Annotated in this window: 9 protein-coding genes; 1 reads left to right on the forward strand and 8 read right to left on the reverse strand. The window is 67.3% G+C overall.

From position 1 onward, the window contains the following. Nucleotides 1-5: 5 nt before the first annotated feature. The 6 genes from rpfG to DX912_RS05695 form a co-directional block, all read right to left on the reverse strand. Entirely contained in the window at nt 6-1,064 is a 1,059-nt protein-coding gene (rpfG, locus tag DX912_RS05670; RefSeq protein WP_115841527.1) for a cyclic di-GMP phosphodiesterase response regulator RpfG, read from the reverse strand. A gap of 251 nt (nt 1,065-1,315) precedes the next feature. After that, nucleotides 1,316-2,839, reverse strand: coding sequence for a lysine--tRNA ligase (lysS, locus tag DX912_RS05675; protein WP_115841528.1), 1,524 nt, complete (start codon nt 2,837-2,839; stop codon nt 1,316-1,318). Between the two features lie 168 nt (nt 2,840-3,007). Next, a protein-coding gene (gene prfB, locus DX912_RS05680; protein WP_115841529.1) for a peptide chain release factor 2 occupies nt 3,008-4,136 on the reverse strand; the annotation gives its coding sequence in 2 pieces (ribosomal slippage) (nt 3,008-4,060 and nt 4,062-4,136; 1,128 coding nt in all). Between the two features lie 90 nt (nt 4,137-4,226). Next, nucleotides 4,227-4,865 carry a YkvA family protein gene (locus DX912_RS05685; protein WP_115841530.1) on the reverse strand — a complete coding sequence of 213 codons (639 nt, stop codon included), beginning with the start codon at nt 4,863-4,865 and terminating at the stop codon, nt 4,227-4,229. Nucleotides 4,866-5,161: 296 nt separating this feature from the next. Further along, complete coding sequence (locus tag DX912_RS05690) at nt 5,162-5,779, reverse strand: response regulator transcription factor (RefSeq protein WP_115841531.1); 618 nt, start codon at nt 5,777-5,779, stop codon at nt 5,162-5,164. Nucleotides 5,780-5,886: 107 nt separating this feature from the next. Further along, nucleotides 5,887-6,513 (reverse strand): response regulator, encoded by a 627-nt coding sequence (locus DX912_RS05695; RefSeq protein ID WP_115841803.1) that lies wholly within the window; start codon nt 6,511-6,513, stop codon nt 5,887-5,889. Between the two features lie 57 nt (nt 6,514-6,570). Here DX912_RS05695 and DX912_RS05700 point away from each other — a divergent pair, with 57 nt between their 5' ends. After that, entirely contained in the window at nt 6,571-10,491 is a 3,921-nt protein-coding gene (locus DX912_RS05700; protein ID WP_181902723.1) for an ATP-binding protein, read from the forward strand. Nucleotides 10,492-10,513: 22 nt separating this feature from the next. Here DX912_RS05700 and recJ read toward each other — a convergent pair whose 3' ends face one another. Continuing rightward, nucleotides 10,514-12,232 carry a single-stranded-DNA-specific exonuclease RecJ gene (gene recJ / locus DX912_RS05705; protein ID WP_115841533.1) on the reverse strand — a complete coding sequence of 573 codons (1,719 nt, stop codon included), beginning with the start codon at nt 12,230-12,232 and terminating at the stop codon, nt 10,514-10,516. Then, nucleotides 12,229-13,182 carry a phosphoglycerate mutase gene (locus tag DX912_RS05710; RefSeq protein ID WP_115841534.1) on the reverse strand — a complete coding sequence of 318 codons (954 nt, stop codon included), beginning with the start codon at nt 13,180-13,182 and terminating at the stop codon, nt 12,229-12,231. The genes recJ and DX912_RS05710 overlap by 4 nt, the downstream gene beginning before the upstream one ends.

Genomic DNA, 13,182 nt, shown 5'->3' on the forward strand with positions numbered 1-13,182 from the left:
GCGGCTCACTCCAGGCCGGGACGCGCTGATACCGTAGAGAACCGGTTGCAGATGTCCTCAAGCCGCTCGCGGCTGCGGATCAGCGCGTCGACGCAGCGCGGATCGAACAACCGACCGCGCTGCGCGTAGAGATAACCCAGCGCCGCGTCCACGTCCCAAGCCTTCTTGTACGGGCGGGGCGAGATCAGCGCATCGAATACGTCGGCAACCGCGACGATCCTGGCTTCCAACGGGATTTCCTCCCCGCGCAGGCCATCGGGATACCCACTGCCGTCGTAGCGTTCGTGATGGCGCAGCGCGATCAGCGCGCCGGCCTGGATGAAGCGGTTCTGGCTGCCGCTGAGCAGTTCATAGCCGATGCGCGGATGACGCCGCATCACCGCGGTCTCGTCTTCCGACAGCGGACCGGCCTTCATCAGCACCGCATCGGGAATGGCGATCTTGCCGATATCGTGCAGCGGCGCGGCCATTTCGATGACGCGGACTTCGTCCTCGAACATGCCCAACTGCTCGGCGATCAGTCCGGCGATGTGCGCCATGCGTTCCAGGTAGGCGCTGGTACCCGCGTCGCGATACTCGATGGCGCGCGCCAGTCGCGAGAGCGTTTCGCGCTCGCGCTCTTCCACCTCGTGCATGCTCGAAAGCAGACGCTGCTCGAGCGAAAGTGCCCGTTGCTTCACGTTCTCAGACTGCTGGCGCAGCTGCAGGAGGTTGCGGCAGCGGGCGCGCAGTTCGCGCGGACGGACCGGTTTGACCAGGAAGTCGATGACGCCGGCTTCCAGGGCGGCCTGGCGGATCGGCTCGTCGCCGACCACCGTCACCAGGATGATCGGGATGTCGCGGTGAAGCGGGAGGCGGCGGAAGCGGCGGGCGAACTCCAGCCCGTCCAGCGCCGGCATGCGGTAGTCCAGCAGGAGCAGGTCGGGCTGGTTGGATTCGCACCAGCCCAGTGCGGCCTCGGGGTCACCGAAATCGGACACATGCAGCTCGGACGAGATGTCCTCGATGATGTGGCGCAGCATCGTGCGCGCTGAGGTTTGGTCATCGACGATGACGACGTTCACATCCGGGTTCCGTAGGAGCCGCCACCCCCTGTGGTGGCCAGTGAGAGGAGCATACCCCGGGCCGGCGGCGCCCGCAGCCGGGAAACGACCCGACTTGATATGGGAATCGGCTGAGGTGTGCGTCAGCTTTAGCTGCGCTTCACCACGATGTGTCGTCGCTCAACGAGCCGGGCCACCGATCCGCAGTCCAGCCATGCGTCCCGGTCCCGCGCCCGACGCACATGGGACGCCGCCCCCCCCGCCCGCCTGTCTCAACCGGCTTCCGGACGCATGTAGGGGAACAGCAGCACGTCGCGGATCGAGGCCGAACCGGTCATCAGCATCACCAGGCGGTCGATGCCGATGCCCAGGCCGCCCGTGGGTGGCAGGCCGACTTCCAGGGCGCGGATGTAGTCGGCGTCGAAGTGCATCGCCTCGTCGTCCCCGCCCTCCTTCGCCGCGACCTGCGCGCGGAAGCGCTCGGCCTGGTCTTCCGGATCGTTCAGCTCGGAGAAGCCATTGGCCAGCTCCTTGCCGTTAACGAACAACTCGAAGCGGTCGGTGATGCCCTTCTCGCTGTCGCTTTCACGCGCCAGCGGCGAGACCTCGACCGGGTAATGGGTGATGAAGGTCGGCTGCACGAGCTGGTGCTCGGCGGTCTTCTCGAAGATTTCCAGGAGCAGCTTGCCCCAGCCGTAGCCGGCCTTCACCGGCACCTTCAGGCGTTCGCAATGGCGCACGAGGGCATCGCGATCGGTGCAGTCGGCAGCGGAAATCTCCGGGTTGTAGTGACGCACCGCCTCGTCCAGGCGCCAGCGGCGGAACGCCGGGCCAAGGTCGATGTCGGCGCCGTCCCAATGCATCTGGGTGGTGCCCAGCACCTGCACGGCGACGTCGCGGATCAGGCCTTCGGTCAGGTCCATGATCTCGGTGTACGTGGCGTAGGCCTCGTACAGTTCGAGCATCGTGAATTCCGGGTTGTGCCGCGTGGACACGCCTTCGTTGCGGAAGTTGCGGTTGATCTCGTACACGCGCTCCAGGCCGCCGACGACCAGGCGCTTGAGATACAGCTCCGGCGCCACGCGCAGGAACAGTTCCAGGTCCAGCGCGTTGTGGTGCGTAACGAACGGCTTGGCCGCGGCGCCGCCGGGGATGTAATGCATCATCGGCGTTTCCACTTCCAGGAAACGGCGGGCGTCCAGCCACGCACGCATAGCGCGGATGATCTTGCTTCGCTTGACGAACACCTCGCGCGCCTCGGGCGAGACGATCAGGTCGACATAACGCTGGCGATAGCGCTGCTCGACGTCCGCCAGGCCATGGAACTTGTCCGGCAGCGGACGCAGCGACTTGGTCAGCAGGCGCAGCACGTCGACCTTCACCGACAGCTCGCCCGTCTTGGTGCGCGTGAGCGTGCCCTGCGCGCCGACGATGTCGCCGACGTCCCAGCCCTTGAACGCGTCGTATACCTCGCCGAGCACGTTCGCCTGCAGGAACAGCTGGATGCGTCCGGACTCGTCCTGGATCTGCACGAAGCTGGCCTTGCCCATCACGCGCTTGAGCAGGATGCGGCCGGCGATTGCGACGCGCTGGCCCTTGGCCTCGAGCGCCTCGGCGGTCCAAGTTTCGGCGTCGGCGAACTGCGTCTGCAGATCGCCGGCGTATTGGTCGCGACGGAAGTCGTTCGGAAAGGCGATGCCGCCTTCGCCGCGCAGCGCCGTGAGTTTGGCGCGACGCTCGGCGATCAGGAAGTTCTCGTCGGCGGGCGTGGCGGTGGCGGGCGTCTGGTCGGTCATCGGTCGGAAAAATCGGAAGGAATGGAGCGGAGGTGTTCGGGGACGGCGTGCGGCGCGCCATCATCCCGTCGACAGCGGGGCCCCAGTGTCTTGGCTCCCGCGTTCAAATGCAAAAGTCGCTGGATGCCCGCTTTCGCGGGCATGGCGATCTAGGTCGGATCGGCGCGATCAGACCGCGTCGGCGCGTTTCGAACCGGCCTCCAGGCCGGATTTCAGGCTCGCCTCGACGAATTCGTCCAGGTCGCCATCAAGGACCTTCTGCGTGTCGCTGCGTTCGATACCCGTGCGCAGATCCTTGATGCGGCTCTGGTCGAGCACGTAGTTGCGGATCTGGCTGCCCCAGCCGATGTCGGACTTGGTCGCTTCCACGGCATCGCGCTCGGCGTTGCGCTTCTGGATTTCCAGCTCGTACAACTTCGCCGCGAGCATCTTCATCGCGCGGTCGCGGTTGGCGTGCTGGCTCCGCTCGGTCTGGCACGCCACCACGATTCCCGACGGCACGTGCGTGATGCGCACCGCGGACTCGGTCTTGTTCACGTGCTGGCCGCCCGCGCCCGAAGAGCGGTACACGTCGGTCTTCAGGTCCGCCGGATTGATCTCGATGTCGATCTTGTCGTCAACCTCCGGCGAAACGAACACGGAAGTGAAGCTCGTGTGCCGACGGTTGTCCGAATCGAAAGGCGACTTGCGCACCAGGCGGTGCACGCCGGTTTCGGTCTTGAGCCAGCCGTAGGCGAAATCGCCCTCGACGCGGAAGGTCGCGGACTTGATGCCGGCGACATCGCCGCCGCTGACTTCCATCAGCTCGGCCTTCCAGCCGCGCGACTCGGCCCAGCGCAGGTACATGCGCAGCAGGATTTCGGCCCAGTCCTGCGCCTCGGTGCCGCCGGCACCGGCCTGGATGTCGACGAACGCATTGGTGCCATCCATCTTGCCGGAGAACATGCGCTGGAATTCGAGCTTCTCGACGTCCTTCGCGTAACGCTCGACGTCGTCCACCACGGCCTGCGCCGTGCCTTCGTCGTTCTCCATCTCGGCCAGTTCGAGCAGTTCGCCCGCGCCGACGAGGCCATCGGTGAGGTCGCGGATGCCGCCGACCACCTTGTCCAGCGAGGAGCGCTCACGGCCCAGCGACTGGGCGCGTTCGGCGTCGTTCCAGACGTCCGGGCTTTCCAGTTCGCGGTTTACTTCTTCAAGACGTTCGACCTTGCGGTCGTAGTCAAAGATACCCCCTGAGCGCATCCAGCCGACCAGTGAGGTCGGCGATGCGCTGGCGGACGGGATTGAGCTCGATCATGTCCGGTTCGAATCGCGGTGGTGAACCGCCGATTCTAACAAACGCTCTCGCCCGCCGCTGGTCCGCAGGCGGGCGATTGCCGCCAGCGCTTCAGCGGAACCGGAACGGGCCCGGACGCCAGCCCGTATCGGAATAGCGCCGCACCGGGCCGTAGCCGCTGCTGCCGCCGAACCCGGTCCCGAACCCACTGCCGAAGCCGCCGCGGAAATCGCGATTGCGGCGCTTGTGCATGCGTTCCTGGAGTTCGTCGCGGCGTCCTTCCAGCCAGTCCGCGCGACCGACGCTGGCGGGATCGAGCTTGCGGCGCTCGGCTTCGCGCTGGCGGAAGTCGCAGAAGTCGTCGTAGGCCTCGATCTCGTGGCGCAGTTCGCGCGCGCAGAGCTCGATCATGATCGCATCGTCGATGAAGCCCAGTACCGGCACGTTGTCGGGAATCGCGTCGCCCGCGGAAACGAAGTACGCCAGCGCGGAACGCACGTTCGCCGCGTCGGCCTCCGACAGTGCCCAACCTTCGTCCCGGAGCATCGCGATCAGGGAATCCAGCATCAACAGACGGTCTTTGACGAACTGCGGTGGGTTGCTCTGGCTCGCCTTGGTGGCGAGCTGCGTCGCCGCTTCGACGACTTCGGCGTTGCTCTTGTCCGATGCTTCCTTTCGGGCCGACTCGACCACGCCGGCAAAGTGCTGCAGGTCCTCGTCCGAAAGATCGATGTTGATCGTCAGCGGCATGGCACGGACTCCCGGGGCTGGGGGAAGGCTGTTCAGCCTAGGTCCGGGAATGTTTCGGCGGCGTCAAGCCTGCGGCGCCAAGTGCGTTCCGGGGAAGGATCCTGAACGAAGCGGGCCGAGTCGACTTTCCTCAGATTTCTCTGGTCGGCAGCGGCGCGCGGGAGTCCTACTCTCTCGCCTTCCCCCGCACGCAACGGGACGGCCTCGATGCACGCCTCCGTGACCACCGCGACACTTTCGACGCCGCTCGCCGGACGCGCAGTGAGTCGCGCCGGGTTGTCCGTCGGAATTCCTCGTCAGCGGTGCGGTTCGCATGGATGGCGCTGGGATTCCGTCTTGGGAGTGTCCTCGTCGCCTCCGACGGTGGATGCGAGCTTGTGCCGCTCCACGCACGAAACGGGCACACCGAGCATTGCCGCGATCTCACTGGTCGAACGGCCGCGTTCGAACATCCGGGCAATTTCGCGCCACAACACGGGCTCGTCCAGATGCGCGGCGTATCCGGCGATCGCCTCGGTGAAGCTTGGGCTCACGACGGTATCGCCCTGCTCGACGGCACGGATCGCGGCATGCAATTCCAGCGCGGGGGCGGCCTTGTCGACCAAGCCGCGCACGCCCGACTCGAGCAGGGCACGCAGGATCACCCCGTTCGACATCGTCGTCAGCATGATGACCGGCAGCTCCGGCCACTGCGACCGGATCCCGTGAACCATTTCGATGCCATCGACCTGCGCGTCGACCGGCATCGCGTAGTCGCACACCAGCAGGTCGCACGGCAGTTCGTGCAGCGCGGCGAGCAGTTCATCGGGCGATCGCGCACGCGCCACCACCGTCGCGCCTGTCGCCGCCACCGCGGCGCCGACGGATGCGAGCACCGGCAGGTGGTCGTCCGCGATTACGACACGTGTATGCATGGTCCAGCCGTTCCTCCGACAGCCCGCGCAGTGTGCGCTCCGCCGGCCTCACCGGCCATCGGATTGATCCGGAACTGGCCTAGGCCATACGCCGCGACGCCTGCCGCTCAGGTCAGGCCGTTCTCCCGCGCGTACGCATACAGCTCCGCCTCGTTCTCCAGGCCCAGCTTGCGCATGGCGTCGATCTTCTGCCGACTGATGGTCTTCAAGCTTCGATCCAACTGCTGCGCGATCTCTGTTACCGTCAGCCCCGACGCCAGCAGGCGGATGATCTCGGCTTCACGCGCGCTTAACGTGCCGCGACCACGACGCTTGCCCATCGCGTCGAGCTGCCGCCGCAAGCCAGGCGAGATGAACACCCGGCGGTTGGCCGCCGACTTCACGGCCATCGGGAGGATTTCCATGTCCTCGGTCTTTTCCACGACGCCCAGAACGGCCGCACGCAGCAGCGAGTCGAGGATTCCGACATTCCCGATCATCGTCATCACGACGATCGGCAGCAGCGGATGGCGTTCACGCAACTGCCTGATCATTTCAGCGCCATCGGGCGACGTGCTGTTGGGCATCGCAAAGTCCGTCACCACGACGTCGCAGCTTTCGCTTTCCAACGCCGCCAGCAGATCGTCGCTGGTACGCGCTTCTCCCACCACCGCGATGCCGCTCGCTTCCAGGATCGCCCTCGCACCGCGAAGTACGACAGGATGATCGTCGGCAAGGAACACTCGCAGGTTCATGGGGGATCGCCCACCGGGACAGGAATTTCCGGGGGGATAGGATATCCCCGTGCCCGCATGCATGCACTGCTGGCGATGTTCCGTCGTGTCGCATGCCTGCTGCTTGTGCTTATCGCAAATCTCGCGCATGCGGCGTCTATCGAACTCACCGATGAAGAACGCGAGTGGCTGCGCACGCATCCGACGATCACGGTCGCGACGTACACCGGCGGCTGGCCACCGTTCGAGCGATACGAAAACGAAACACTGACCGGCCTCGCGCCCACATATCTCGACGACGTCGCGCGACAGCTAGGTGTGCGGATCGCAGTGCATGCGTATCCGTCATGGGAGAAAGCCTTTGAAGGCGGCTGTCGGCGCGAAGTCGACGTGCTGATGAACGTCTCGCTCGTACCCGAGCGAACGCCGTGCCTGGTATTCACGGCCTCCTACGTCGAAGCGACACCCGTCGCCGTGGGGCCGGCGACACGCAGCGATCTGCTGTCGCCCGACCGGCTCGCGTCGGCGCGCATCGCGGTAGAACGCGGCGCCTCGGTCGAGCGCGCAGCGCGAGCCCGGTTTCCCGGCGCGGATATCACCGCAGTCGTTAACGCGCAGGAAGGCTTCGAGGCCATCCTGCATGCCAAGGCCGACGTTTTCATAGGCAACCCCTACGTCGCACATGCCGCGCTCGCGACCGACGCGTGGCCGTCGCTCGCGGTGCTCGGCCCGATCGACCTGCCTGCCGACAGCCTCCATTTCGCCGTACCCGACGATCGAAAACCCCTCGCGAGCATGATCGACAAGGCGCTCGCCCGCATCACGCCGCAACGGCGGCTCGCATACGAAGGCAAGTGGCTCGGCGCCTCGTCGTTGCCGATCCTGCGCGCCGGTCGCGTTCCGCTGACGCATGACGAGGAGCTGTGGCTGGCCCAGCTGCGGCCGCCGCGGATCGGATACTCGAGCGATTGGGATCCCATCAGTTTCCGAGGCGATGACGGGCACATGAGCGGCATCGCCGGTGAGTACGTCCAGATGATGCACGACAGGCTGGGCCTTGAAGTGGGAAGGGAGTTCCCGGGTACGACCGAAGCCCTGCGCCAGCGCATGCGTAGTGGCGAAGTGGATCTCGTGCCGCTGCCGGCGGGAGCGCCCCATGGCCCTGACTGGGCCCTCACGTCCGCCTTTACCCGCGTCAGCCTCGTGATCGTCATGCGCACCAATGCCCGCCCGATCAGCGCGCTGGATGATCTGGACGGAAAGCGCATCGCCGTGTTGGGTCCTGCGCGCACCAAGCGGGTGATGCGCGAAGCGCCCAACGCGATCGTCGTTCCGGTCGCCAGCATTCCGGCCGGGCTGAAGGCGGTCGAACGCGGCGAAGCGGATGCGTACGTCGGCGACTTGATTTCCGCGGACCGGCCCCTCCGACGCGGGGAATATCCGACGCTCCGGCTCGCCGCGCCCGCCGGATTCGACGAAGACCTCGTGTTCGCAGTGCGTGGCGAGTACCAGCCGCTGGTACCGCTGATCAACCGCATGCTCGCGGCATTGAGTGCCGAGGACCAGCAGCGCATACGCTCGGGATGGCTGGAAGTGCAGGTCTCCAGCGGCGTGAAGTGGCGGACCGTGGCCATCGGCTCGGCCCTGGCGGCGCTGCTGCTCGCGGTGCTCGCCTTCGCCTGGCTGCGCACGCGCACGGAAATCCGTCGCCGAGAGAAAACCGACAGCCTGATGCGCGACCTCACGCGCAACCTGCCCGGCGTGATCTTCAAGCTCACGCGCGATGCCTCTGGCGTTTACCGGATGCCCTTCATCGCGGGCAACACGCTCGCGCTGTTCGGGAAGGATCACGCCGAACTCTCCGAACATCCGCGCGAGGCGTTCGCATCGCTCGTGCACGAGGACGACCGCGCGCGCCTGCTGGACGCACTCGAGGCATCCTTCGCAAGCCTCGGCGCGATCGAACTGGATTTCCGCACCGTAACGCCCGCGCCCGATCGCTGGATCCGCATGAGCACCGTCGCGCGGCGGCTCGACGACGGACTGGTGCACTGGAGCGGCTATTGGGTCGACGTCACCGCGTCGCACCGGCAGGCGGACGCGCTGGAGGCGGCGAAGCGATCGGCCGAAAGCGCCGCGCTTGCACGCGCCAACTTCCTCGCCGCGATGAGCCACGAGATCCGCACACCGATGGCCGGCATCAACAGCATCATCGAGATCCTGTCCCGCAGCGAGGTCAACGACGACCAGCGCTACCTCATCGGCCTGGTGGAGGATTACGCGCAGGCGCTGCGTACGATCCTCGACGACGTGCTCGACATGTCGCGCATCGAGGCGGGAGCGATCGAACTGGAACCGGTCGAGACCGACCTGCGCGTGCTCGTGTCGAACTCAATCGAGCTGGTGCTGGACCTCAGCCGTCGCAAGCAGCTGCGCTGCCTCTGCCATATCGATCCGACGCTGGCTGGCCTGGTGGTGGCCGATCCGACGCGGCTCCGGCAGATCCTGCTCAACCTGCTGAGCAACGCGATCAAGTTCACCAGCAGCGGCTATGTGGCCGTGTCGCTGGTAGTGCTCGGCAACGGCGACGATGAGCAGACCTTGTGTCTGAGCGTTACGGACTCCGGCATCGGCATCCCGGAGTCGGAACAGGGCAAGCTGTTCCAGCCGTTCAAGCAGGCCGACGCGAGCACCACACGCACGTATGGCGGCAGCGGACTGGGGCTGGCGATTTCCCGGCGCCTGGCCGAACGCATGGAGGCTGCACTTGAACTGGAGAGCACGCCGGGCGTCGGCACGCGCATTTCGCTGACGCTGGACGTCGAGGTCGCGAGGCACAGCGCGTCCGATCGCGCGCTCGCCGGACGCAACATGCTCGTGCGCAGCGACAACGCCGATGTTGCTGACGCACTCACCTCGACCCTGCAAGCGTTCGGCGCGTGTGTGGTGTCCGACGCGTCGAAGGCGGATCTGATCCTCTCGGAGGCTCCGCCCACCTCGACCTCGCCCGCGCGCTACATCCCGCTGGTCGAAGACAGCCCCGACGCTCCGCGCACGGCCATCGTCGTCGAGCCGCTGCTTCCCACGCACGTGCAACGCGCGTGCGCACTGGCGCTGGACGATGGCACACGCGCTGAAGCGTCCCGAAGCACGACGACGTCGGCACATGCCGGGCACGTCCTGGTAGCCGAGGATCATTCCACCAACCGCCTGCTGGTGCAGCGGCAACTGGGCGAACTCGGGTTTCGCTGCCGCGTGGTGTCGAGCGGCGAACAGGCGCTCGCGGCGCTGGCGACCGAGCACTTCGATCTGCTCATCACCGACCTGCAGATGCCGGGGATGGACGGCTTCGCGCTTGCGCGAGCGATCCGAACCGCCGAGGCCGCCGAAGGACGAGCACGCCTCCCCATCGTCGCGCTGAGCGCGGGCGTACTGTCGGAAGACGAAGCGCGCTGCCGTGAGGCCGGCATGGACGGCCACCTGCGCAAGCCGATCGGACTCGACGAGATGATGCGCGAACTCGAGCGCTGGCTTCCGCGCCAGCCCGCTGTGGACCTCGACGATAAGGCGGACGTCGTCGATCCTGACGCCATTCCCATCGATGCGGTCGCGGCGTCGCCCCGTCCTGCTCCGCCACTGGAGCCGCCCCTCGAACCGCTTGACCTCGCGATGCTGACCCGCAGCTTCGGCTCGCGCGAAACGGTGTGCCTCGTCGCAGAGGATCTGCTCGCAAACCTGCCGGGCGACCTGGACGACCTACGACGTTCGAACGACGAACGCGACGCCGAGCGGATGGGCCGTGCCCTGCACCGGATCACCGGCGCGCTTGGAACGTTCGGCTACCGCAACCTGGCGGCGGACCTGCGCATCGCCACGCGCACCGCGGAAGCCGGAACGTTGGTATCGCCGCACGAGATCGCGCGCTTGCTGCGACGCGTGGATGGCACGTTGTCCGAACTCGGCGAGTTCGTGACGAAGAGCAAGGCCGGCGTCGATTGAACCGCCGGCGTATCGCGAACCGTCAGGCCACGGCTTCGCGGTGCACGACGACCAGCTGCACGGCTTCGCCGCCGCGGTAATCGTCGGTTTCCAGGCGATAGGCGATGCGCACGCGCGGCGGCGGCGCGAGGCCACCCCAACCGCCGAACTCGATCGCGTTTAGCCTACGCCCGGCGAGGCCGAGTTCGAGCTTGAGGTGCCGCTCGCCGACCACGCGCCAACCAAGCACATCGAACTCGCCATCGAACTGCGGTTCGGCGAAGCCCTGCCCCCACGGCCCGCCGTCGCGCAACGCTTCGGCGCTGGCGCGGCAGAAGTCGTCGGCGGACAGCTCGCCGTCGCTCAGCAGTTCCGCCTGCAGCAGCTCAGGCGTCAGCAACGTGGCGGCGGAATCGCGAAACGCCTCGGCGAATGCGGCAAAGGCCTCCATGCGCAGCGACAGTCCCGCCGCCATCGCATGGCCGCCGAAGCGCTCGATCAGGTGCGGATGCCGCGCGTGCACATCGGCGAGCGCGTCGCGGATGTGGAAACCCGGGATCGAACGAGCCGAGCCGCGCAACGAGTCGCTGCCGGGCTCGGCTGGTGCGAATGCGATGACCGGTCGATGCAGCCGCTCCTTCATCTTCGACGCCACGAGACCGACGACGCCCGGATGCCATTCGGCGTCGAACAGGCAGATCGCCGCCGGCGGTGCGCTGTCGCCCAGCGCGACGCGGGCGAGCGCGCGTTCGGCGTCGTCCGTCATCTGCTGCTGCACGGCGCGGCGTTCGCTGTTGATCTCGTTGAGCGTCGCGGCGATGTCACGCGCGCGTGCAAGGTCGTCGGTGAGCAGGCATTCGATGCCCAGCGACATGTCTTCCAGGCGCCCCGCCGCATTGAGGCGCGGGCCGACGGCGTAGCCGATGTCGGTCGCCGTAAGGCGGGCGGGATCGCGCTGCGACACCTCGATCAGCGCACGCAGGCCGGCACTGCCCTGCCCGGCTCGCAAGCGCCGCAGGCCCGCGGCCACGAGCGCGCGATTGTTCGCATCCAGCGGCACGACGTCGGCAACCGTGCCGACCGCCACCAGATCCAGCAGCACCTGCAGGTCCGGTTCCTTCCCGGCGAAAGCGCCGCGCTCGCGCAGATGCCGGCGCAGCGCGAGCAGCACGTAGAACATCACGCCGACGCCGGCCAGGCACTTGCTCGGGAAGGCGTCGCCGCGCAGGTTCGGATCGACGATTGCGTCAGCCGGCGGCAGGTGTTCGCCCGGCAGGTGGTGGTCGGTGACCAGCACCTGCCAGCCGCGCGCCTTCGCCGCCGTGATGCCGGCATGGCAGGCGATGCCGTGATCGACCGTGACCAGCAGGTCCGGCTGCAACGCGGCGAGCTCGTCCACCAGCGCGGGCGACAGGCCGTAGCCATGCACGATGCGATTGGGCACGGCATGCGATACGCGCTTCGCGCCGAACATGCGCAGCCCGCGCACGCCGACGGCGCAGGCGGTGGCGCCATCGCAGTCGAAATCGCCGACCACGACGATGTGGCGGTCTTCGGCGATCGCCGTGGCGAGCAGCGCCGTCGCCGCGTCGAGGCCGCCGAGCAGTTCAGGCGGATGCAGCTGCGCCAGGCGCGGCTGCGCGAGTTCGAGCGTCGTCGCGCCGCGCGACGCGTACAGCCGGCGCAGCAGCAATGGCATCGAGTCGGGCCAGAGGCCGGGGTCGACGCAATCGCGGCGACGCAGTCGTGCGACTGGCTTCATGCGGCCCCGTTGACGGCAGTGGCGCCGACGAACGACATCAGCGGGCGGCGCCAGAAACGCCAGCGCTGCGAGCGCGCGATGTCGTAGCGCGCGCCATCGTCGAAATCGAAACGCAGCTGCTTCAGTTCGCCACGCACCAGCGCGTCCAGGAGCGGCGCGAACCAGTTGCGTTCAAGCACCGCGAGATCGCGCGCATCGCGCAGGTCGATCAACGAATCGCCCTCTTCAACGCGGCCGCTCCATGACGCTGCTTTGGGCGCGACCTCGACGCCGGCCAACGCAGCAAGCGCAGTGACGCTCTCGTCGTCGCTCACGATGTGCGTGTAGTTCGAGCGCACGTGGTCCGGCAGCGCACCCGCGCCCCAGAACCACAGCGAATTGACCGGGGCGAGCCCGGCAGCGGCGCGCTGCGCATTGAGCGGATGGTTGTGCAGGACGACCTGCGCCTCGCTCAGCAGCGCACGCCAGCGGCGGCCTTCTGGCCCCTGCGGCAGTTCGTCGAACAGGTCTGCACCGAGGGCCTGCTCCGGCGAAGTGAAGTCAGGCAGCTTCGCGCCGAGGGGTAGTTGCAGATACCAGCGCGTCGGCACCGGCGCGTCGATCGGAAACCCCGCATCGCCGAACAGCGGCTTGAGCGGCTTGAGCAGCGCCGCGGCGTCCTGCGCGGTCAGGCCGAGCGCTTCGCCATAGGACAGCAGGCGCGCGCCGTTGATGTCGGGACGAACGTAGGCCGGGTCGGCACGAAGCCAGGCGGCGTTCGCCGCATCGCCGGCATCGCGCTGGCGCGCCGCCGCGGCGACGGGCCAGCCACGCGGCAGCACGTCGAGCACGTTCGACAGCTGATCGCCGCTGCGTTCGCTGCGATCGCCGCGCGCGAGCGCCCGACCGGTATCGGCAGACAGGCGCTGGCCGCCGAAGCGTTCGCGCGGCGGCAGCAGCAAGGTGATCAT

Origin of the sequence: Lysobacter soli, assembly GCF_003382285.1 — a bacterium.
Taxonomy (GTDB): Bacteria; Pseudomonadota; Gammaproteobacteria; order Xanthomonadales; family Xanthomonadaceae; genus Lysobacter_J; species Lysobacter_J soli.